This is a genomic window from Streptomyces sp. TLI_053, from assembly GCF_900105395.1.
Taxonomy (GTDB): Bacteria; Actinomycetota; Actinomycetes; order Streptomycetales; family Streptomycetaceae; genus Kitasatospora.
Window position 1 is genome coordinate 8,558,499 of sequence record NZ_LT629775.1, and the last position, 21,559, is coordinate 8,580,057.

General features: G+C 75.6%; 15 protein-coding genes. 1 reads left to right on the forward strand and 14 read right to left on the reverse strand.

Features of this window, described 5'->3' with window-relative positions; all coding sequences use genetic code 11:
* Positions 1-19: 19 nt before the first annotated feature.
* Positions 20-3,961, reverse strand: a complete 3,942-nt coding sequence (locus BLU95_RS35675; RefSeq protein ID WP_093863626.1) for a hypothetical protein — start codon at positions 3,959-3,961, stop codon at positions 20-22.
* 137 nt (positions 3,962-4,098) lie between these two features.
* A complete protein-coding gene (locus tag BLU95_RS35680) occupies positions 4,099-5,346 on the reverse strand; it encodes an aminotransferase class III-fold pyridoxal phosphate-dependent enzyme (protein WP_159425131.1) in 1,248 nt (415 codons plus the stop codon).
* Between the two features lie 95 nt (positions 5,347-5,441).
* Between BLU95_RS35680 and BLU95_RS35685 the strand changes: the two genes are divergently transcribed.
* Positions 5,442-7,394, forward strand: coding sequence for a hypothetical protein (locus BLU95_RS35685; protein ID WP_159425132.1), 1,953 nt, complete (start codon positions 5,442-5,444; stop codon positions 7,392-7,394).
* Between the two features lie 71 nt (positions 7,395-7,465).
* Here BLU95_RS35685 and BLU95_RS35690 read toward each other — a convergent pair whose 3' ends face one another.
* The 12 genes from BLU95_RS35690 to BLU95_RS35745 form a co-directional block, all read right to left on the reverse strand.
* Positions 7,466-8,344: a PIG-L deacetylase family protein gene (locus BLU95_RS35690; protein ID WP_093863629.1), complete on the reverse strand. Its 879-nt coding sequence runs from the start codon at positions 8,342-8,344 to the stop codon at positions 7,466-7,468.
* On the reverse strand, positions 8,334-9,461 hold the full coding sequence (locus BLU95_RS35695; protein WP_093863630.1) for a glycosyltransferase family protein: 1,128 nt from the start codon (positions 9,459-9,461) through the stop codon (positions 8,334-8,336). The genes BLU95_RS35690 and BLU95_RS35695 overlap by 11 nt, the downstream gene beginning before the upstream one ends.
* Positions 9,454-9,690: a DUF6137 domain-containing protein gene (locus BLU95_RS35700; RefSeq protein WP_093863631.1), complete on the reverse strand. Its 237-nt coding sequence runs from the start codon at positions 9,688-9,690 to the stop codon at positions 9,454-9,456. Before BLU95_RS35700 ends, BLU95_RS35695 begins: the two co-directional genes overlap by 8 nt.
* On the reverse strand, positions 9,687-10,352 hold the full coding sequence (locus BLU95_RS35705; RefSeq protein WP_093863632.1) for a histidine phosphatase family protein: 666 nt from the start codon (positions 10,350-10,352) through the stop codon (positions 9,687-9,689). The genes BLU95_RS35700 and BLU95_RS35705 overlap by 4 nt, the downstream gene beginning before the upstream one ends.
* On the reverse strand, positions 10,349-11,251 hold the full coding sequence (locus BLU95_RS35710) for a radical SAM family protein (protein ID WP_093863633.1): 903 nt from the start codon (positions 11,249-11,251) through the stop codon (positions 10,349-10,351). Before BLU95_RS35710 ends, BLU95_RS35705 begins: the two co-directional genes overlap by 4 nt.
* Positions 11,252-11,281: 30 nt before the next feature.
* On the reverse strand, positions 11,282-12,922 hold the full coding sequence (locus BLU95_RS35715) for a GMC oxidoreductase (protein WP_159425133.1): 1,641 nt from the start codon (positions 12,920-12,922) through the stop codon (positions 11,282-11,284).
* Positions 12,919-14,919, reverse strand: a complete 2,001-nt coding sequence (locus tag BLU95_RS35720; RefSeq protein ID WP_093863635.1) for an ABC transporter ATP-binding protein — start codon at positions 14,917-14,919, stop codon at positions 12,919-12,921. Before BLU95_RS35720 ends, BLU95_RS35715 begins: the two co-directional genes overlap by 4 nt.
* Positions 14,916-16,685, reverse strand: coding sequence for an ABC transporter ATP-binding protein (locus BLU95_RS35725; protein WP_231978051.1), 1,770 nt, complete (start codon positions 16,683-16,685; stop codon positions 14,916-14,918). The genes BLU95_RS35720 and BLU95_RS35725 overlap by 4 nt, the downstream gene beginning before the upstream one ends.
* Positions 16,682-17,932 carry a glycosyltransferase family 4 protein gene (locus tag BLU95_RS35730; RefSeq protein WP_093863636.1) on the reverse strand — a complete coding sequence of 417 codons (1,251 nt, stop codon included), beginning with the start codon at positions 17,930-17,932 and terminating at the stop codon, positions 16,682-16,684. Before BLU95_RS35730 ends, BLU95_RS35725 begins: the two co-directional genes overlap by 4 nt.
* A gap of 48 nt (positions 17,933-17,980) precedes the next feature.
* Entirely contained in the window at positions 17,981-19,096 is a 1,116-nt protein-coding gene (locus BLU95_RS35735; protein ID WP_093863637.1) for a 2-deoxy-scyllo-inosose synthase, read from the reverse strand.
* A gap of 59 nt (positions 19,097-19,155) precedes the next feature.
* Complete coding sequence (locus tag BLU95_RS35740; protein WP_093863638.1) at positions 19,156-20,433, reverse strand: DegT/DnrJ/EryC1/StrS aminotransferase family protein; 1,278 nt, start codon at positions 20,431-20,433, stop codon at positions 19,156-19,158.
* Between the two features lie 64 nt (positions 20,434-20,497).
* Positions 20,498-21,517 (reverse strand): zinc-dependent alcohol dehydrogenase, encoded by a 1,020-nt coding sequence (locus BLU95_RS35745; RefSeq protein WP_093863639.1) that lies wholly within the window; start codon positions 21,515-21,517, stop codon positions 20,498-20,500.
* Positions 21,518-21,559 lie beyond the last annotated feature (42 nt).

Here is a 21,559-nt window from a genome sequence, read left to right on the forward strand (position 1 = left end):
GGCGCCCGAGGGTGTCCCGTCATCGACCTCCGGTGGAGAGGGTCGGGTCGGACTCGGTGAGGCGGGCGCGGATGTCGGACCTCAGGCGGCCGCCGACCGCCGCCACGGCCCGGGCCAGTGGTGCCTCCAGCTCCGGACCGGCGGCGTACGGCACGACCTCCAGGTCCTCGACCAGGAGGTCCAGGAGTCCGCCCGCGGCGAGCACGTCGGGGTGGCGGTGCGCCAGGTATTGCTTGCAGCGGCGGTGGGCCTTGGGTGCGGCGAGTACCGCGCGGGCGACGGCGCGGGCGTTCTCCGGGGCCACCGCGAGGTGCGGTGCGTGGCGCAGCACCAGAGCGGTGAGGCCGTGGTCGGGGTCGAGCGGCTCGCGGGGCAGCCTGGCGATGACCGCGGTCCAGAGGTCGGCGCGCGGCAGCAGGGCGCTCGCCAGGATGTCCTGCGCCCCGCCGGGTGGTTCGGCCGGGTCCGTGCGGGCCAACGCACGGAGCGCCTCGTCGGGATGGAGGGCGGCTGTCAGGAGGGCGGTCTGCTGAACCCGGTTGTAGCGGAGGATCCATTCGGCCGGGTCGTCCTCGGCCTGCAGTGCCGCCCACACCGCGTCGAGCCGTCGCAGTGCGTCCTCGGCCCCGCCGGCCGCCAGCTCGCGGGCGACGGCGCGCAGTTCCGGGTCCGTGCAGAGCATGCCGACACTGGTGCCGAGCGGCAGCGTCTCCAGGGTCTCGAACTGGTGCGAGTCGTCGTACTGCAGCCGGTAGTGGACGAGCGCCGGGACGATCCGGCCCCACGCCGGGTGGGCGAACTCCTCGGCCAGCCCCGCGACCTCCTCGTCCTCGACGTAGGAGAAGTCGTACGATCCGTCGAAGAGGGTGCGGAACACGCCCAGGGCCAGGCGCATCAGTTCGAACGTCAGACGCTGCCGCGGGCCGCTCGACCGGGCCTCCATCCGCAGCGTCCAGGTGCCCGCCAGCAGCAACTGCTCGGAGCGGAAGGTGAGGTCGGGGAACCAGGTGCCGGCGAGTTCCAGCAGGGTCCGGAACGCGCGCAGCCGCCCGGTCTCGCCCGCGACGACGCCTGGCTGCTCGCTCCACTCGCCCTCGACCCGGTCGGGGCGGAACACCAGGCTGGCCTTGTGCAGCGACAGCGGCACGTCGAGTTCGAACGCGCCCGCGCCGAGGCGCAGCAGTTTGTTGCCGCCGTGGCAGAACCGGTCGGAGATCCGCTGCAGTGCGGCGACGCCGCTGGGGGCGCGCCCGAGTGGGTAGCGTTCGGTGCGGGCGAGCTGCCACTGGTGGACGGCGTTGTGGAGCCGGTGCGGGTTGGCCGGTGCGGCTGCCGGCGAACCGGCGGCGTCCGCCAGCATCCGCTGCCAGGAGGCGTTCTCCTCGATGGTGTAGTCCGTGGCGGGCGGGCCGCCGCGCCAGTGGGCGAGCCAGGAGCGGAAGGTCGTGACGGCCCGTCGCTCGGCGGGGGTGAGGCCGAACTCCTCTGCCAGTCGCAGCCATTCGGACAGCACTCCGAGGTAGCCGTGCCAGCGGTCGGCGGTGGGGGCGTCGACCAGGTCGAGAAGGATCGCCTTGAGGGCGGCGTCGTAGGACTCGACCAGGTCGCAGCGGGCCAGCAGGCGCAGCACGGCCAGGTCCGGCCCGCCGTCGTTCGCGGTCCGGTCGTCCTGCGCCGGGCCGTGGGCCGGAGCCGGAGCCGGAGCCGGGGTGCCGGGGGCCGTCGGGTCGGAGGCGTAGTCCCGGTAGGCGGCCGTCAGCTCGGCGGCCCGGCGCGGTGCGGTACCGGGGTCGGCCGCCGCCAGCGCCACCCGGCAGCGCTCCAGTCGGAGGTGGCGGTCGGCGAAGCCGGGGTCGTCGGCGGCGGCCGCGAGCAGCCGGGGCACCTCGGCCGGCGGCAGCTGGGAGCGCGGCACCAGGCGGTACAGCGCCTCGGCACGCGTCGGGTCGATCGCCGGGCCGGTCGTCGGGTCGGTCGCCCGGTCGGTCACCGGGAGTGCGGCGGCGAGTCCGGTCAGGACCTGCTCGCGCTCCTCCGGGGTGTGTACGTCGAGCGCCGCGAGGGCGTCGGCGAGGGCGTCGGCGGCGTGCAGCAGCGCGACCGCCGCGCCGGTGCCGGTGCCGCCGTCACCGTCGCCGTCCCTCGACGCGAGCGCGGCGGCCGCCGTGAGCAGTCGGCGCAGCGCCGGTTCCGGGACGTCCGGGCGCAGCTCCAGCCGGGCGAGGGCGACCGCCGGGCGGAGGTCCCCGGTCCCGGCCAGCAGCCCGACCGGTACGGCGCCGAGCGCGCGGGTGCTCCGCGGCAGCAGTTCGGCCGACCGGTCGGCCGAGCCGGCCCGAGCGGCGGCCAGACCCCGCAGGTAGGTCCCGGCCTGCGGCGGGGCGGCCGCGAGGAGGTCCTGCGGGTCGGTGCCCAGGGCGAGCAGCGCCTCGCCGACCCGGGCCGCGAACGAGGGCGAGGCGACCGAGTCGCCGTCCCGGCGGTGGCAGTCGGGGTCGGGCAGGTGGCTCCGGTCGACGAGTCGGCGCCGCACCGAGGGCGACAGGTGCGGCAGGGCGGTGAGTTCGGTCAGCCGGGGCATGGCCTCCGGGGCGAGGGCCGCCGCCGGGTCGGGCGCGCGCCGGACGGCTTCGAGCCCGTCCGCCGGGTCGTGGAGCAGCCGGCAGCCCTGCGGCACGGCCGTCGTCCGGGCGCGGACGGTGTCGACGGCCGGTGGTCGGCCGGCCCCGAACCAGCACTCCTCCGCCCACGGGTCGGCGAGGACGTACGAGGCGCCCTCGGGGAGGTCCTCGGGGCGGCCGCGCAGCACGCCGATGCCGTACTGGCGGAACATCACCCCGGCGTGCTCCGCCGCGCTGCCCCGCTCGACCAGGACGTGCCCGACGCCCGCCCGCCCGGCGTCGTCGAGGGCGAGGTACTGCGCCCAGGCGTCGTCCAGTCGGACGGCGGTCAGGAACCCGGTCGCGGCGACCGCGGCCGGCGCCACCAGGATCTCCGCGGGACGGGCGGCGCGGTCCTGCCGCCACTCGCGCCGGGACTTCTCGGTGAGTGTCTCGACGACGGGTTCGGGATCGAACGCGGCGGCGGGGCGGAGTTGCACCAGACGGCGGTCGGTGACCTCCACGGCGGTCAGCACCTCGCCCCGCCACAGGGTGAGGCCGGGCGAGCCGGTGAGCCAGGCGAGGCTGTTGTCGGTGTGCTCCAGGCGCTGCGCCGAGGCGAAGCCGAAGCCGAACGAGAGCTGGCCCACCAGCCGGCCGTCGGGGCCGCGCTCGGTGAGGGCGGTGACCGAGACGGTGCCGTGGTCGGTCGCCAGAACCCATTCGGTGTCCAGCCGGGCCATCCCGAACCCGGTGTGGGCGCAGTCCAACCAGGCGGTGATTCCGGCGAGTTCGGCGTCGGACAGCAGTGGGGTCTCGGTCGGTGCGGGGAGCCGGTGCGGCGGAGCGGCGAGCAGTGGTTGGACGAAGGCGGGGATGGGCAGGGGGCGGTACCCGGGGTCGTGGAGCCGCTGCTGGGCGACGGAGCGTTCGGCGTAGCCGCTCCAGACCACGGCGGACACCACCCGGTGGAGCTCCGCGGGGTCGGCGCAGACCAGGCTCTCGTAGCCGCCCGCGTTGATGTTGCCCTCGCCGTCCTCGGCCCCGGAGCTGCGGACGATCCACGGGCCGTCCCCGCAGACCGCCCGGACCTCGGCGTCCAGGGCGGGTCGGAGGGCCCGCAGGAATTCCGCGTAGGACTCGACGAGTTCGGCGGCGGGGGTGTCGGCCGCGGTGGCCAGGCCGGGGAATTCGGCGGTGCCGATGCCGGGGAATTCCCCCACCGGTTCGGCCGGCAGCGGGAACACCGGAAGGGCGACGTCGGCGAACCGTTCGTCGTGGGCGAGTCGCAGTAGGCGGGCGCATTTCGCGCCGATTGCTCCGGGGTCGACGGTCTGCCCGGAAGCGGCCGGCAGGTGCATGGAAATGGTGTTCTCCTGTGGACGGAAGGTGCGGGGAGAGCGCGGGAGCGGGGCGGCGGTGGCTGCGGGTGCTGGGGCGGGCCGGGCGTTGTGCGGAGGTCCGGTCCGGACGTCGGTCGTCGAGCGGCCCGGGGAGGTCAGTCGTCGAGCAGCTCGGCGAGCCACCGCCGGGTCCGCTCCGGAGTGCGGTCGGCCTCGCGCAGGCCGTCGATCACGTTCCAGGCGGCGCGGTAGCGGGCCGGTTCGTCGACCGGGTCGCCGCCCGCGTGCGGGGCCAGCCGTTCGCAGAGCCGGTCGAAGCGCCGCTCGGCGTCGGTCAGCACGGTGTCGTCGAAGGCCGCCGAAACGGCCTGGTTGTCGCCGTCGTAGAAGAGCAGTCCCTCGTCGGCGGCCGCCTGCCGGAAGGCCCGGGCGAGGGCCCTGGAGGCCGGGACGAACTGGAACAGGGTGCCGTCCCCGGCGATCTCGACCGCCAGGCCCGCCGCCTCCAGGGCCTTGCGGGCGTGGCCGACGAAGCGCTCGCCGGCGGCCCGGGCCGAACGCTGGGGCTCGCCGGTGGCTGCGCGCGCGAGCGTCCGGTCGGCGGCGGCCAGGATGGTCGGCTCGAAGAACGAGGTGAACGAGATCTCGCGCAGCGGAGCGAGCAGCTCGCGCGGGCCGCCGACGGCGGCCACCGCGTGGCCGTTGGCGACGCCCTTGGCGACCGTCCAGACGTCCGGGGCCAGCAGCTCGGCGGTGGACAGGCCGAGGCCGTAGCGCAGCCCGACCTTCACCTCGTCGGCGATCAGCGGCACTCCGGCCGCGCTGACCAGTTCGCGGGCGCGGGCGTACCAGCGGGGGGAGAGGTGCATGTGGTCGGGGGAGAGGACCACCGCGGCCGCCCTGTCGTCGCGCAGCAGCTCGGCGAGCAGTCCGAGGTCGAAGTAGAAGTCGGCGATCCCGTCCGCGTTCGGCTCTCCGGGTGTGCCGGCCGGGCGCCACATCGGGTCGTAGCCGTGGTAGCCGGCGCTCAGCACCAGCGGTCGGCCGACGGACTCACGGACCGCCAGCACGGCCGCCCGGACAGCCGCGGTGCCCGACCGGAACAGTCCGACCACCTCGCCCCCGCACAGCTCCCGCAGCCGGCCGGTGACGGTGTCGACCCGCGCGTTCCAGCCGGTCGCGGAACCGGACTCGCCGGCCGCGGCCCGGGCCACGGCGGCGGCGACCTCCGGGTCGCCGTGACCGAGCGTCACCGATCCCCGGGCGTTGTCGAAGTCGATCCAGCTCTTTCCGGAATCGTCCGTGAGATAGCCGCCGCGGGCGGCGGTGAATACCCGGGGAATGCCGTCGGGAGTGCGCGGACAGGTCGGCCTTTCGGCCAGGACGGAGGGAATTCGCGTCATTGTCGACCGCTTTCTCGAAGGGGAGTTGAGGAAATCTGGGAAATCCGGGCAGAGTCGCCGGGAAATCTGTCCCCGAGGTTCACAGGGAGGCTGTCGTGGCCGGATCGGGAGCATTTCCGCCACCGCCGTGGCCGGCGGTGCCCGCCCTGCACCGGGCGGCCCTGGAGCAGGCCCGGCGGGACGGCGGGGCGGCGGCCGCGTACGCCTGCGGGTGCCTGCTGGAGCAGGTCCTGGCGGACGCCCTGGCCTGTCCGGGTGCCGGACATCTCGCGCCGGTCGGACAGGTCGGACAGGTCGGGCGCGTCGGACAGGTCGGGCCGACCGGGCCGACCGGACCGGCTGTTCTGGCCGTGCTGGACGAACTGCGAGCCTGCTGTGCGGATTTGGCGGCGCTCGCCGCGGACGGCGGCGACCTCGACCGGGTGCCCGTGCGGACGGCGACGCACACTCTGCTCGGCCGGGCCGCGGCCGTCGCGGCCGGGCTGACCGACCTCCTCTGGTCCGCACCGGAGACGGTCGCCGACCCGGCCGGTGGCGCCCTGCTGCGGCACGCCACCGACTGGAAGACCCCCGAGTGCCACGCCTACGACCTGGCCGACCCGGAGCTGACGTACCGTCAGGCCGAGGACTGGCTGGCCGGGCACGCCCGCCCCCGCCCCGTCCTGGTGGTCGGAATACGCACCGGAGGCTCCTACCTGGCGCCGTTCTGGGCCGCCGCGGTCGCCGCCGCCGGCCGCACCGCGGCACCCTGGACCACCCTGCGCCCGCTTCGCCTCCCGGACGGGATCACTCTGCCCGAGGCCGAACTCGACCGGCTGCCCACGACGCTGCCGACCGGCACCCTCGTGGTGGCCGTCGACGACCAGCCCGACACCGGCGACACCGCCCGCGCGGTGCGGGCCGCCCTCGTCCGGCGGCTGCCCGGTCGGCCCGAGGTCCTTCTCGCGTCCCCGGGCCGGCTGTACCGGGTCGGGCCGGGAGCCCTGCGCACCATCGCCTCGGTCCCGCCCGTCCACCCGGGCCGCGAGCGGCTGTGGCAGCTGCTCGCACCGGCCGACCGGCCGCGCCTGCTGGCCCGGATCCGCGCCGCCGGGGTGCCGCTCACCGCCGACGACCGGGACCTGCGGGTGGAGCCCTTCCGGGGCCCGTTCCTGACCCGCTACCCGACCGGCCCCGGCCCGGCAGGCCGGCCCGGCGGTCCGCACCGGATCAGTCCGCGGGCCACGCCGTTCACCGTCGTCGGCCCGGCACACACCCGGCACTTCCGGTTCGCCGGCACCGGCGCGCACGGCGCCCAGTGCGCGGCGGCACTCGCAGAATGGGGCGGACCCGCACCGGCGTTCCGCTACGTCGACGGCTACCTGGTGACCGACCACGAGCCGGGGCTGCGGCCGCTCGCGGACGGACTCCCGGCGCTGGACCCGGCGCACCGGCGCCAGGTGCTCGCCACCGTGGTCCGCGGCTGGCGGTCGCAGCAGCGGCTCGGCGACCTCGGCCGGGTCGCCCCGGAGGCCGGGTACGACCCGCAGGACGCGCTGCGCCGGGCCCTGGCGAGGCTGCGGGACCTGGTCGGCGGCCCGCTGCCGGTCGACGAGGCCTGGCTGCGCCGCCACGTGCCCGGCCACGCGAGGCTCGGCGGGGCCGACGGCCGACTGCTGCGGACCTCGCTGCCGTACTCGCACCAGGACTGGCACTGGCAGCTCGCCCCGGCCGGGCCCCCGCCCGAGGACCCGGAGGGGGAGCCGGACGGCCCGCCGGCCGTCCGCCGCTTCGGCCTCGACTGGGTGTGGGGCGGGGCGGGTCGGCTGGAGTCCGAGGTGGCCTCCTTCGTGGTCGAGAACGGCCTGACCGGCGAGGCGCTGGCGGATCTGCGCACGGCGCTGGACGACGACGCGGTCTTCACGGGCGCGTTGCGGCTGGGTGGGGAGGCGCTGCTCCTCAACGCCAAGTCCTGGCTGCGCCGCTGCCTCGCACCAGGGCCGGCGACGGCGGAGCGGATCCGTGCCCGGCTGGCGGAGCTGGCCGACCGGGTGGCCGCCCTGTCCTGACCGCCGCCGACCGGCGGAGGGTCCGACGGCACGTCCTGGGGTGGGCCGGTCGGTGGGCCGACCGGTGGCGGTCATCGGTCGGCCTCCTCGGGCAGCGCCCAGAGCCGCTCGACCGCGCCGCGCCCGTCGGCGGCGCAGCGGCGGGCGTGTCCGAGGGCCTGGCGCACGCACTCGTCGTCGGTCTGGCTCCCGTACACGTACATGCCGCGGACCTTGTGCGCCAGCACCCCGGAGATCTCCACCGTGTGCCGCAGGGTCAGCCCGCGCTCCTCGGCGAGCGTCCGGCGCACCTGCGGCGCGGGGTGCTGTCCCGCGTACGGGAGGTCCTCGTACCAGAGCACGGTGGCGGACGGCAGGCCGGCGGCGCGGACGGCCCGGTGCACCAGCAGGTGGTCGACGTGGCCGCCGACGGCGGCGGGCGCGAGCACGGTGTCCGCCGCGGTGTCGCGCAGCGCGGGCACCAGGGCGGCGGTGAGGGCGGGTCCGACCGGGTCGGCCGCCGGATCCGCGGTCAGTTCGCCGACGTCGTCGTAGCCGCGCAGGCTCGCGTCGTCGAGGCCGAGCGGACGGTAGTCGGCCAGCCCGCGCAGCCGGCAGTAGCGCAGTTCCTCGGTGCGGCGGCGGGCCCCGACCACCTGCGGGCCGGCCTTCCGCAGTCGCCTCGGCAGGGCCCAGGCGGAGCGGGTGAAGACGGTGAGCAGGGTGGCCCGGGGCAGCGGTCCGGCCAGGGCCAGCAGGCCACCGACGGAGTAGGCGATGTCGTCGGGGTGCGGGGAGACCAGCAGGGTCCGCCCGTCCCGCAGCCGGTCGACCAGGTCACCGGCCCGCGCGGCACCACCGGCCCGCGCACCACCGGCCTGCGCACCACCGGCCCGTGCGGCAACGACCTGCGCACCACCGGCCCGTGCGGCAACGACCTGCGCACCACCGGCCCGCGGATCAGAGGTCATCGGACACCCCCGCACCGATCAGGTCGGCGTACCGCAGCGCGACATCGTGCCAGCCGAGGCCGGGCCGCGGGCGGGGCGGCGGGGCCGCACCCGCGGCGACCAGCTCGCTCAGCTCGTCGACGCTGTCCGCGAGCAGCGAGGCGAACCGGGGCAGGCTGCCGCTGCTGCCGAGCGCGCAGACCGGGACCCCGAGCTGGACCGCCTCGGCGGCCAGGAAGTTGAAGGTCTCATGGAAGACCGACGGCAGGACGAGCAGCCGGGCGCCGCCGAGCACCCGCTTCCAGTCCGAGCGGATGTCGTAGGAGTCGATCACCTCGATCCGTCCGGCAAGCCGGTGCCGGCGCAGTTCGTCCCGCATCTCCCGGCCCGTCCGGGACCAGGTGGTGAGGACGATCCGCAGCGGGAGGTCGGCCGCGGCGAGGCGGCGCAGGCAGCGGTGGGCGTCCTCGGCGGGGATCTTCCCCAGGTGCAGGACCACCGGGCCGACCGGGTCCCGCAGGTCGGCGGCGGGCACGTGGTCCGCGGCCCAGGGGATGTAGTGGCGGTCCGGGAAGCAGCGGGTCCAGGACCGGTCGCGCAGGAACACCTCGCGCATCGGTCCCTCGGGGTGCGCGGCCCGGGCCGGGCAGCCGTCCACCGTCCCCCCGTCCACAGAGCCGGACCCCCCGACCACGGATCCTCCGGCCACCGTCCCCCCGTCCACAGAGCCGGACCCCCCGACGACGGATCCTCGGGCCACCGTCCCCCCGCCCACCGACTGCCCGTGCCGCAGGCAGTGCGGCGGTGCGGTCATGCCGGGCGCCAGCAGGCTGACGTCGTGCCAGATCCGCACCACCCTGCGGTACAGGTCCGGGAAGCGCGCCCACTCGGTGCCCCGGAACACCGGGCTGTCCACCAGCGGGAACACCGCGTCGGCCCGGTCCTGCCGGGTCAGCCGGGCCAGCGCCGCCGGGTCGGGGGCCTGCGCCGAGCGGTAGAAGCGGACCTCCACCCGGCACCGCCGGAGGTGTTCGGTCAGGTACCACAGGGCGGTCTCGACCCCGCCCCAGGTGTCGCTGTCGAAGCCCTCGTCGTAGATCTCGAAGAGGGCCCGGGGAGCCCGCGGCGTGTCAGGCACGGCCCGCCCCCGCGGTCCGGAGGACCAGCCGGGCCACCAGCTCGTCCACGTCGAACCGGTCCGCGGGGGCGCCGAGCAGGTCGAGCGAGCAGTCGAAGTAGGACTCCAGCCGGTTGACGATCTTGACGAACTCCCGGGCGTTCACCTCCAGGTACCCGGCCTCCGCGATCTCCCCGGGGTCGTCCCCGGTCTCGTCGCTGAGGCACTTCACGACCAGCAGCCGTGTCATGCGGTCCGCGCCAGGTGCGCCTTGGAGTTCGCCACCACCAGAGAGCTGCATTCCTCCTCCGTCCTGTCCACGATGAAGACACCCGTGTTGCTGATCCTGAACCGGACCGTGCGCAGCAGTTCGTCACCCAGGCCGAGCAGCTCGAACAGCAGGGCCTGGATGGTCTCCGCGTGGGAGACCAGCACCAGGCCGCCCCGCCGCTCCGGCGGCCCGCCGCAGGCGGCGAGGAACTCCCGCACCCGGGCCCGCTGCGCCGTCCAGCTCTCCACCCCGGCGATCCGCTCGTCCGGTCGGAGCAGGCGCTGTTCCAGCACGGCGTCCCACTCGTGCACCCGCAGCGGGCGGGGGAACCGTTCGGGGGCGCCGACCTCCGCCAGTCGGGTGTCGTGCTCCGACGGCAGTCCGAGGGCGTCGGAGAGCACCTGGGCGGTTCGGGCGGCCCGGCGCTGCGGGCTGCTGATCAGCCGCCAGTCGGACAGCCGCGGTGCGGCCCAGCGGGCGCTGCCGCGCCTCAGGTGCGCGCCCAGTGCGGCGGCCTGGCGCCGGCCGAGCGCGGTGAGGTCGGCGTCCGGGTCGAAGCCGGGCATCAGGTCGTCGTCCCGCAGCACGTTGACGCTCGCCTGCGCGTGCCGGACCAGCACGAACCGCCGGTGGCCGGTCATACCAGCGGCAGCGGGATGCGGCCCTGGGGGATCTGCATCCGGCTGCGCGAGTTGTTGAACTCCTGGTTGGCGATGCACGTCCCGCACGGCCAGTTGTCGTACTCGCGGGGCGCGCCGAAGGCGTGGAACAGGTGCTTGGGCACCGAGTAGCAGTCGCACTTGACCATGCGGATCTGCTCGCCGGTCACCTGGTAGTTGTAGCCGTTGGTGATCTGGTCGCAGACCGCGTCCCGGGTGCCGGTCTCGAAGATGTGGTTCCACCGGCGGAAGTACTCCGGGGGTGCGAGGAACTCCGCCGGGTGCAGGTCCTGGTACCGCAGGTCGACCTCCAGCGGCCGGCCCTTGAACGCCAGCAGCGGCATGAAGTGCAGCAGTCCCCGGTAGCCGCGCTCCGCGAGCAGGTCGATGTAGGCGTTGACCTGCTCGATCGGTTGGCCCCAGTACACGGACTGGAGTTCGGCGCCGAGGTCCACCGCGGCGTCGATGATCCGGTCCACCTGCTGCTGGCTCAGCCCGCGCTTGGCGTTCATCTCGGCGGTGTGGCCGTCCACCGAGAAGACCCAGAGCAGATCGGGCCGGCCGGCCAGGGCGGTGGGCAGTTTGGTGCCGTTGCTGAGCACCTCGATCCGGTAGCCCTCCGCGGCCCGGCGCTGCAGGTGGTCGACGATCTTGCGGTAGAGCGTGATCTCGCCGTCGGACTCCACCCGGAAGAGCACCGAGTCGGGCTCGTACTCGGCGAAGATGCGGTCCAGCGAGGCGATCGTGGCGGCCTGGTCGACCTTGGCCTTCTTCACCTCGCAGTAGGTGCAGCGGATGTTGCAGGCGCCGTCGACGACGATGTTGCGGTAGAGGCGCACCTGTCGGGTGCGCGGCGGCCAGCTCTGCTCGGCGGTGGTCATCAGCTCTCCTCGTGGTGCGGCCGGGGCCGCTCAGGCGGTGGCGGCGCGTGCGGCCGCCAGGTGGAAGGCGACCGCCCGCGCACTGCGCAGGGCGTGCGCCTGGATGGTCAGGGTGGGGTTGAGGCCGCCGGGGTACGGCATGAAGCTGCCGTCGACGACGAAGACGTTGGGCGCGGTGTGCACCCGGCCCCAGCCGTCGACGACCGAACTCCTCGGGTCCTCGCCGGCCCGGCAGGTGCCGTGCAGATGGCTGCTGCCCTGGGCGAACCCGCTGGCCTTGCGGCGCACGCCCGCCGCCCCGGCCTGCCGCAGCAGCCGCTCGCAGCGGCCGGCCATGTGGTCGAGCCGGGCGAGGTCGCGCGGGTCCGGCGTGTAGTCGATGACGACGGCGGGCAGGCCGTCCTCGTCGAGGTGCGGGGAGAGGCCGACCCGGTTGTCCAGGTTCGGGTGGTCGGCCAGGATGGTCTCCACCCGGAGCTCCAGCGCGTCCCGCACCAGCTTGTGCGGCTGGTCGGTGCGGGACTCGTAGATCAGCCCGCCGACCCCGGTCGGGCACTCCGGGTCCAGGTAGTGGTCCAGGAAGGCGATGGTGGAGAACGGCCCGGTGTGCGCGGCCGGGTCCGCCAGGGTGTCGGCCGGCGCGGGCACGGTGCCGGTCACGTACTCGCTGAGCTTCAGGCACAGGCCGCGCCCGACCAGGCCGTTCTCGTTCCCCACCCCGTCCGGGGTGCGTCGGCCGCGGGAGCGCAGCAGCAGGGCCGCGCTCTGTACGGCGTTGCAGGCGAGCACGAAGGCGCGCGCCCTGATCCGGTGCGGGGTGCGGGTCAGCCGGTCCAGGCAGCGCACCGCGGACACCCCGTCCGGGCCGTCCTGTTCGAGTTCCAGGGCCCGGACACCGGTGCGCAGGGCGAAGCCGGGCCGGTCGGCCAACGGGGCCAGGAACACCGCGACCACGTCGCCCTTGGCGCCGGTCGGGCACTGGTGGCTGACGCAGAGCGTCGCCCGGGTGCAGGCCGAACGTCCTTCGTGGGGGCTCCGGTTGATAGCCAGTGGGGTGGGGAACGGCCGGTAGCCGAGGGCCGTGCCCGCCTCGTGCAGCACCTCGGCGGCGGCGGTCGGCGGGTGTGCCGGGCCCCGGCTGTGACCCCGGCCGCGCGGCACCGGTTCGTGGTCGCCGCCGCACACCCCCAGCCGTCGCTCCAGCACCTCGTAGTAGGGCACCAGGTCGGCGAGGGTGTACGGCCAGCGGACGTCGAGGCCGTCGGTGCGGATCAGCTCGCCCGGGTCGAAGTCGAACGGCCGGTAGCGCCAGGACGCGCCGCCGTAGAAGACCGTCCCACCGCCCAGATTGGTGGTGCTCCACGGCCAGCCGCCGTCGTTCCAGCCGCCGTCCCCGTCGCGGGCGACGGCCTGCCGGCTCAGGTCGTCCAACTCGTCGTGACCCAGTCCGGGCGGCAGCCGGTAGCCCTCCTCGATCATCAGGACGTCCAGGCCCTGGCGGACCAGCCGCTCGGCCGCGACCGCGCCGCTGGCGCCGCTGCCGATCACGCAGACGTCCCAGATCCGGTCCGCGGCGGCGGGCTCCAGGCCGTCCCGGTGGGAGCGGCCGAGCGGTTCCGGATCGCGGGCGTGCGGGGCGTCCTGGGGGAGGGTGCCCCTCAGTCGCTTCATGTGCTCCCTTTCGTCTGCGGGTTGCCGGTTCGCGCCTGGACGGTTCGCGCCGGGCCGGTGGGCGCGGAGGTGGGCGGTGCGGCGGTGGCCGGTGCGGCGGGCGGCGGCTCGCCGGGGCCGGTCGCCGCGGCCCAGGCGGCGCACAGCTCGGCGAAGCGGCCGCCGCCGTCGGCGAGTTCGCCGGGCGGGCCGTCCTCGACGACGGCGCCGCCCTCGATCACCAGGACGCGGTCGGCGATCGCCAGCGTCGACAACCGGTGCGCGATCAGCAGGGCACTGCGGCCGGCCAGCACCCGGGCGAGCGCGTCGTGCACGGCCCGTTCGGTCGGGGTGTCCATCGCGGAGGTCGCCTCGTCGAGAATGAGGACCCGCGGCGAGGTCAGCATCACCCGGGCCAGCGCGATGAGTTGGCGCTGTCCCGCGGAGAGGGCGGCGCCGCGCTTGTGGACGTCGGTGTCGTAGCCGTCGGGCAGCCGGCCGATGAACGCGTCCGCCCCGACCGCCTCGGCGGCGGCGCGGACCTGGGCCCGGTCGGCGCCCGGGCGGCCCAGCGCGATGTTGTCGGCGACCGAGCCGGAGAACAGGAACGCCTCCTGGGTGACCATCGAGACGGCGCCGCGCAGCTCCGGGTCGGCGAGGTCCCTGAGGTCCACGCCGTCCAGCGTGATCCGGCCGGCCGTCGGGTCGTAGAACCGGGCGAGCAGCTTCGCGATGGTCGACTTCCCGGCCCCCGTGGTGCCGACCAGGGCGACGGTGCGGCCCGGCGCGAGGTCGAGGTCCAGGCCCGCGAGGACCGGCGGGGCGCCCTGCGCGTACCCGAACCGCACCCGCTCGAAGCGGACCGCTCCCGGCGCCGCCGCGGCCGGCAGCGCGCGCGGCCGGCCCGGTTCGGGCAGCGGGGCCCGCTCCGCCAGCAGGGCGCCGATCCTCTCCAGGCCGGCCGAGGCGGCGGCGAAGGCGTTGGCGAAGCTCGCCAGCTCGTCGATCGGGTCGTAGAGCCGGTGCACGTACAGCAGGAAGGCGGTCAGGTCACCCGGCTCCAGCCGGCCCTGCGCGATCCGTACGGAGCCCAGCGCCAGCAGCACGGCCAACGACAGGTTGCCGATCAGCTTGACGCCGCCGCTGAACAGCGCGCTCACCCGGCCGGACTGCAGCCGCGCGGCCGCGTACCCCGCGTCCAGCTCCCGCAGCCGGGCCGCGTTGCGCGCCTCCCGCCGGAAGGCCTGGACGGCCCGGATGCCGTTGTACGCCTCGGAGGTGTGCCGCACCACCTCCTCGGTGGCGGCCCGGGTCCGGCGGTAGGCGTGCCGCGAACCCCGGCGGAACCAGCGGGTCAGCAGCACCAGGGGGACGAAGAACGCGATCACCGCGGTGGCCATCGGCAGGTCGAGCCAGAGCATCACGGCGACGATGCCGACCATCGAGAACAGCGCGGAGAACAGCCCGTCCAGGCCGGTCTCCAGTACTTCCTCGACCGCCTCGACGTCGCCGGACAGCCGGGCCACCACCCGCCCGGACGGCGTCGCCTCGTGGAACGCGAGCGGCTGCGCCATGACGTGGCCGAAGGTGTGCCGCCGCAGGTCGAACAGCAGGCTCTGGGCGATTCCGCCGGAGTACCGCAGGAAGCCGTACTTGAGGGTGGCGGTCGCCTGGCCGGCGGCCAGCGCGGCTGCCGCGCAGCCGGCGAGCACCCCCCAGCGGCCGTCGGCCGCCGCAGGCAGGCCGCGGTCGATGGCGGCCGCGACCAGCAGCGGGGTGGCCAGGCCGCAGAGGTTCTCCAGCACCGCCAGGGCGACGGCGACCGCCAGCCGGTGGCGGTGCGGGCGCAGCAGCAGGCGCAGCAGGGCGTTCCGCCGGTCGGTCAGCAGCCGGTCGGTCGGCGGACGGTCGGCACCCGGTCGGTCGGCAGCCGGTCGATCGGCGGTCGGCGGTCGGTCGGTGGTCGGTCGGTCCGTCGACGGTCGGTCGGTCGGCAGGTGGTCGGCACCGGTGCTCATCGGACGTCCACCGCCCGGCCCGCCGTCCCCGGCACCAGCGTGGCGGGGGTCGCCAGCAGCCGCCGGTACTCGCCGTGGCGGGCCATCAGCTCCTCGTGGCCGCCGACGGCGGCGACCCGCCCGTCCACCAGCAGCGCCACCTGGTCGGCGAGTCGCAGGGTGCCGGGGCGGTGCGCCGCGAACACCGTCGTCACACCGCCCAGGACGGTCCGCAGGGCGTGCTCCACCTCGCGCTCGGTCCGCACGTCGAGCGCGGACAGCGCGTCGTCCAGGACCAGCACGGCGGGGCGCGGCAGGACGGCGCGGGCGAGCGCCAGCCGCTGGCGCTGCCCGCCGGACAGGGCCAGGCCCTCCTCGCCGATCCGGGTGTCCAGCCGCTCGGGCAGCGCGGCCACGAAGCCGTCCGCCCGGGCGATCCGCAGCGCCTCGTGGATCCGGGCGTCCTCGCAGTCCTCGGCGCCGAGCGCGACGTTGTCCCGGACCGTCCCGGAGAACAGCACCGGGTCGTCGAAGGCGCAGCAGACCGCGGCCCGCAGGTCGTCGAGGGGGAGCTCGCGCAGGTCCACGCCGTCGAGGGTGATCCGGCCCGAGGTCGGGTCGTCGAGGCGGGCGAGCAGGGCGAGCAGGGTGCTCTTGCCGGAGCCGCTGGCGCCGACCAGCGCCAGCGAGCTGCCGGCCGGGACGGTCAGGTCGATGCCGCGCAGCGCCGGCACGGCCGCGCCGGGGTGGGTGTGGTGGAGGTCCTCCAGGGCGAGTTCGCCGCGCGGCGGGCGGAGGCGGCGGTGCGGGCGGGCCGGCTCGGCGACCGTCAGCGGCTCGTCCCGCAGCTGCCAGTACCGGTCGGCGGCCGCGGCGGCGGTGCTGGCGTCGGCGATCAGCCAGCCCAGGGTGTCGGCCGGCCAGCGCAGGTAGGTGGCGACGCTGACCGCCGCCATCAGGGTGCCGAGGGTGAGGTCGCCGGTGGCCACCCGGTGGCCGCCGTAGCCGATCAGGGCGACCACCGCGAGTTCGGGCAGCGCGGTGATCACCCACCACAGGGCGGCGGTGAGGGAGAGCTTGCGCAGTTCGGTCAGCCGCAGCCGGCGGGCCCGGCCGAGGAACCGGGCGACCGTTCCCGGCCCGCGGCCGAAGGCCTTCAGCACCCGGATGCCGAGCACGGACTCCTCGACGGTCGTCATCAGGTCGCCGGACTGCTCCTGGGCGGAGCGCGCGACGCTCCGGAACCGGCGCTCGAAGGCGGTGGTGGCCAGCACCATCGGGGCGTACGCGGCCAGCACCAGCACGGCCAGGGCGGGAGCGAGCACGGCCAGGACGACCAGGCCGGCCACCAGGGCGAGCACGTTCACCAGCAGGTAGACCGCGGAGAACGCGGCGAACCGGCCGATCTCGGCCACGTCGGAGACCGTCCGGGACAGCAGTTGGCCGGACGACCAGCGGATGTGGAAGGACTGCGGCAGCCGGTGCAGGTGCGCCGACAGGTCCTCGCGCATCGCCGTCTCCAGCCGGTTGACCGGGCGGACCACCAGCAGCCGGCGGGCGCCGAGCAGGACCGCCTCGACGGTGCCGAGCACGGTGAGGCCGACGATCGGCCAGGGCAGGGCGGCGGTGTCCCGGTGGGCGACCGGCCCGTCCACCAGTCGTTGCAGGACCAGCGGCACGGTCAGTCCGGCGAGCATCGAGCCGAGGGCGGCGGCGCAGGCACCGGCCATCGCCCAGCGGTGCGGCCGGAGGTAGCCGGCGCAGCGGCGCAGCGAACCGGGGATCACCGGGCGGCCCCGGCGGCGAGGGCCCGGTGGTAGTGGGCCAGGGCGCGTTCGGTGGCGGTGGCGCCGCCGTACCGCTCGGTCAGCCGGGGCAGCGCCGCCGCGACCGCGGCGCGGTGGACGGCGGGCGAGGTGACGGCCTCGCGCACCGCGTCGGTCAGCGCCCCGACGTCGCCGCGCGGGACGAGCAGCCCGGGGGTGACGTCGCCGACCGTCTCGCGCAGCCCGCCGACCGCGTATCCGGCGACCGGGGTGCCGCAGACCATCGCCTCCAGGGCGCTGCCGCCGAGTTCCTCGTGCACCGATGGCATCACCAGGACGTCCAGCGCGGTCATCACGGCGGGGATGTCGGAGTGCGGCAGGAAGCCGGTGAAGCGGAACCGCGCGGTGAGGCCCGCCGCGGCGACCGCCTGCCGCATCCGCTCGCCCTGCGGGCCGTCGCCGACGACCAGGAAGACGCTGTCCGGGGTGTCGGTCCGCGCGCTCCAGCGGGCGGCCGCGGCGACGAAGTCGCGCCAGCCCTTCTCGTGGGCGATCCGGCCCACGTAGCCGATCACCGCGACGCCGTCCGGGACGCCCAGGGTGCGGACGAACGCCCGGGCGGTGTCCCCGGGCTGGCGCTCGACCGGGCCGACCGAGTCGGGCACGACGTCGATCAGCTCGCGGCTCATCGGCATCTCCCGGGCGACCACGTCGGCGGTGCGTTCGGTGAGCGTGGAGACGCGTGCGGCGCGGCGCAGCGCCCGGCGTTCGGCGGCGTGCACCAGCCGGTGCTGGAGGCGGTCGACCCGGGACATCGGCTCGTACACCGAGAGCCGCGAGCAGTGCAGGGTGACGCAGTAGGGCGCGGCCAGCAGCCGGGCCGCCAGGGGTCCGGCCAGCAGCGCCCACAGCTGCCCGTCGGCGTGCACATGGATCAGGTCGGGCCGCCAGCTGCGGCGCAGCCGCAGGCAGGCGGCGAGCGCGCCGAGCAGCCAGGCCTGGTTGAGGCCGGCGATCCCGGTCAGTTCCGACCGCAGCCGCGGCAGCGGTGCCCTGGTCACCCGGACCACCAGACCGGGACGGTCCAGGCGCCGGGCCGGCAGGCCGGGGAACCCGACCGTCAGGACCTGCTGCTCGACGCCGCGTTCGGCCAGCTCCCGCGACAGCCTGAGGATCTGGACCTGCATGCCGCCGACGGCGTCGAACTCGGGGGGCCAGCTGTCGACGCAGTCGTGGTGGAAGAAGGGGGTGAGCCGCAGCACGCGCACGGGAACTCCACGGTGGAAGGCGGGGGGTGACGGGCCGGGTGGCGCGGGTCACCCCGGCGAGGCCGTCGCGGGCGCGCCCAGGACGTCCCGGACGGCGGCCAGCGGCACCGGCACCAGCGGCAGCGCGCCGGTGCGCAGGACCCGGCCGGGCTCCGAGAGCAGCACCATCGGGGTGTGCCCGGGGGCGCAGTCCAGGTAGCCGCGCTTGTTGTCGAAGGCGAGCCAGTTCCCGACCTCGGCCGCGTCGACGTCGGCCGGCAGGGCGGTGTGCAGCCCGGCGGCGGCCACCAGCTCGTGGTGCAGCTCGACGAGCCCGGCGTCGGCGTGGCCGAGCCGGCGGGAGACCTCGGCGGCCACGACCGACCCGATCGCGACGCCGGCGCCGTGGGCGATCGCGCCCCGGGTGGTGTGCTCGACGGCGTGGCCCACGGTGTGGCCGTACTCCAGCACGAGGCCGTCGCGCCGCTCGTGCTTGTCGGCGTGAGTCACCTGCGCCTTGGCGGCGAGGCTCTCGCCGATGATCCAGTGCAGGGCCTCGTCCGCGTACCGGCCGTCGGGCCGCAGCTCGTCGGCGAGCCGCGGTGCCATCGAGGGGCGGATCGCCAGCGCGTTCTTCACCACCTCGCCCATGCCGGAGCGGAGTTCGCGCAGCGGCAGGGTGCGCAGCATCGCGGTGTCGGCGAGCACCTCCACCGGCTGGTGGAAGGTGCCGACCAGGTTCTTGCCGAAGCCGGTGTTGACCGCCTGTTTGAGCGAGAGCACCGAGTCCAGCATGGCGACGACGGTGGTGGGCACGTGCACCAGCCGGATCCCGCGGAAGAGCAGGGCGGCCAGCAGTCCGGCGATGTTGCCGGTGAGGCCGCCGCCGAGGGCGACCACGGCGGTGCGGCGGTCGGCGCCGAGTTCCAGCGCCTGTTCGGCGAGCCGGTGGACGGTGGCGAGGTCCTTGTTGGCCTCGCCGGCCGGGTGGGTCAGCAGGGTGGCCGGGCCGGCCTCCTTCTCCAGTCTGGTGGTGAGGTCGAAGCCGTAGAGCGCGGCCACCGTGGTGTCGCTGACCACGAGGTAGCGGCTGGCCCCGAGTTCGGCGAGCCGGGCGACGATGCCGTCCGCGCAGTCCGTTCCCAGCCGGTACGGAAAGCTCGCGTCTTCCATGGTGATGGGCATGACGTGCAAGGTTCACCCCGATTGTCCGACGGATCGTGTGGCGGTGCGGGGCCCGGCGCTCAGCCGGGCAGGTCGGCGCTGTGCCGAAGGACCTTGGTGAAGGCGGTGGCGATGTCGTGCATGTCGCCCTCGTCGCCGAGCAGGGCCGCGTGGTGCAGGGTGGCGGTGCGCCGGGCGGACTCCCGGGCGACCGGCAGGCCGGCGGCGTCCGGGGCGGTGCGGCGGCGGTACTCCTCGTCGAGGGCGAACCGGGGGCGGCCGGCCGGGTCGTAGAGCCGGTTGGCGGGCAGCGGCGGGTAGCCGGGGGAGACCGGGAAGCCGAGTTCGGCGGTCAGGGCGCGGCAGGCCGACCCGCTGCCGAGGGTGCCGAGGGCGTCCTCGGGCAGCGCCGCGGCATAGGTGTAGTAGGTGCGCCGGGTGGTGCCGGGGCTGGTGGACTGGGGTCGGCAGCCGGCCTCGGCCAGCAGCCGGTCGAGCAGCGCGGCGTTGCGCCGGCGGGTCTCGTTCTGGCCGTCCAGTTCTGGCAGTTGCTCGGTGAGCAGAGCGGCCTGGAACTCGGACAGGCAGCGGTTGCTGCCCATCAGTTCGCCGGTCTCGACGAGTTCCATCGCACCGGGCGCGGGCGGGTGGGCCGCAAGGACCCGGCCGTCGGCGCGCAGGTGCTCGACGCGGCGGGCGAGCGCGGCGTCGGCGGTGATCACGGCGCCGCCCTCGCCGCTGGTGAGGACCTTGCTGTGCTGCATGCTGAAGGTGCCGGCGGTGCCCAGGGTGCCGACCTTGCGGCCGCGGTACTCGGCGCCGTGCGCCTGGGCGCAGTCCTCGATCAGCGGCAGGCCGTGCCGGCGGGCCAGCGCGGTGAGCGCGTCCAGGTCGGCGACGGCGGAGTAGAGGTGCACCACCACGACGGCCTTGGTGCGGCCGGTGACGAGGGCCTCGGCGGCGGCCGGGTCGAGGCAGAGCGTGTCCGGGTCGACGTCGCAGAACACCGGGACGGCGTTGACGCCGAGGACGGTGGAGGCGGACGCCACCCAGGACAGGGCCGGCACGATGACCTCGTCGCCGGCGCCCACCCCGCACGCCTCCAGGGCCAGCATCAGCGAGGCGGTGCCGCTGGCGGCGGGCACGCAGTGCGGGACGCCGTGGTAGTCGGCGAACGCGCGGGCGAAGCGGCGCTCCTGGGACTCGGTCCCGCGGTAGGGGCCGCTGATCGCCCAGCGGCCCGACTCCAGAACCTCCTCCAGGGCCTTGGCGGCACCCGGCGCCGCCTGCGGCCACCGGGGCCAGGGCCGGTCGCGGACCGCCGGGCCGCCGTTGACGGCCAGGGTGTGCGAGTCCATGCTCTCTTCCTTTCGCTGGGGACGGCGGGGCCCGGGCCGGCGGCGGTCGCGGCCGGGGCCGCCGTCAGGCCCGGAGGTTGAAGTACGAGCGGGTGTTGCCGTCGGCCCGGCGCAGGGCCACGTCGAGGGCGGTGGCGTAGTCGTCGAGCGGGTACTCGTGGCTGAGCAGCGGGCCGACCGGCACGGTGCCCGCGGCGAGCAGGGCGACGGCCTCGTCGAAGCGGTCGCCGGGGCCCATCGAGGCCTGGACGGTGAGCACCTTCAGCACGATGTGGTGCGGGGCCATCCGGTCGCTCTCCTCGATCCGGTAGCCGACCAGGCCGATCCGGCCGCCCGCGCGGACCGCTTCGACGGCCTCCTGGACCGCGAGGGGGTAGCCCGACGCCTCCAGCACCACGTCCGGCCGCAGTTCGGGGCGCTTCTCCACCAGCCGGACCAGGTCACCGGGGTGACCGGCGACGGTGGCCTCCACGCCGAGGGCCTCGGCGGCCCGGCGCCGCTCGGCGACCGGCTCCGAGACCGCGGTCACGATCCCGCCGCGCTGCCGCACGGCGAGCGCCAGCATCAGCCCGATGCCGCCCGCCCCGGTGATCGCGACCTTCTCGCCGGGCGTGACGGCGAGGCGGTCGACCGCGTTGAGCGCGACGGCCAGCGGCTCGACCTGGCAGGCCTCGCGCAGCGGTGTGCCGGCGGGCAGCCGGTGCAGGTTGCCCACCGGGACCGTCATGTACTCGGCGCAGGCACCGTCCCGGGTGAACCCGAGCTCCTGGAGGCCGTCGCAGATCGTGGGCGTGCCCTCCCGGCAGGCCCGGCAGCGGCCGCAGGCGCAGGTGAGGTCGCCGACCACGTCGGCGCCGACGAGCTCGGACCCGACGCCGTTGACCTCGACGACGGTGCCGCTCCACTCGTGTCCGGGGACGACGGGGTAGCTGAAGCCGTGCCAGACGCCCTTGTAGAAGGACAGGTCGCTGCCGCAGACCGAGTTGTAGGCCAGTCGCACCAGCGCCTCCCCCGGCGCCGGCGCGGGTACCTCGCGCCGGTCGAGCACGGCGCGGTGGGGGGCTTCGAACACCAGGGCTTTCATGCCGCAGTACCTCCGGATCGACCAGAACACAGTCCTGACGGC

What these genes read in the sequence shown, in the direction of transcription:
- BLU95_RS35735 (WP_093863637.1), bottom strand. Translation starts at nt 19,096, where the DNA reads ATGCCCATCACCATGGAAGACGCGAGCTTTCCGTACCGGCTGGGAACG.
- BLU95_RS35715 (WP_159425133.1), bottom strand. Translation starts at nt 12,922, where the DNA reads ATGAAGCGACTGAGGGGCACCCTCCCCCAGGACGCCCCGCACGCCCGC.
- BLU95_RS35705 (WP_093863632.1), bottom strand. Translation starts at nt 10,352, where the DNA reads ATGACCGGCCACCGGCGGTTCGTGCTGGTCCGGCACGCGCAGGCGAGC.
- BLU95_RS35690 (WP_093863629.1), bottom strand. Translation starts at nt 8,344, where the DNA reads ATGACCTCTGATCCGCGGGCCGGTGGTGCGCAGGTCGTTGCCGCACGG.
- BLU95_RS35680 (WP_159425131.1), bottom strand. Translation starts at nt 5,346, where the DNA reads ATGACGCGAATTCCCTCCGTCCTGGCCGAAAGGCCGACCTGTCCGCGC.
- BLU95_RS35740 (WP_093863638.1), bottom strand. Translation starts at nt 20,433, where the DNA reads ATGGACTCGCACACCCTGGCCGTCAACGGCGGCCCGGCGGTCCGCGAC.
- BLU95_RS35720 (WP_093863635.1), bottom strand. Translation starts at nt 14,919, where the DNA reads ATGAGCACCGGTGCCGACCACCTGCCGACCGACCGACCGTCGACGGAC.
- BLU95_RS35700 (WP_093863631.1), bottom strand. Translation starts at nt 9,690, where the DNA reads ATGACACGGCTGCTGGTCGTGAAGTGCCTCAGCGACGAGACCGGGGAC.
- BLU95_RS35745 (WP_093863639.1), bottom strand. Translation starts at nt 21,517, where the DNA reads ATGAAAGCCCTGGTGTTCGAAGCCCCCCACCGCGCCGTGCTCGACCGG.
- BLU95_RS35675 (WP_093863626.1), bottom strand. Translation starts at nt 3,961, where the DNA reads ATGCACCTGCCGGCCGCTTCCGGGCAGACCGTCGACCCCGGAGCAATC.
- BLU95_RS35710 (WP_093863633.1), bottom strand. Translation starts at nt 11,251, where the DNA reads ATGACCACCGCCGAGCAGAGCTGGCCGCCGCGCACCCGACAGGTGCGC.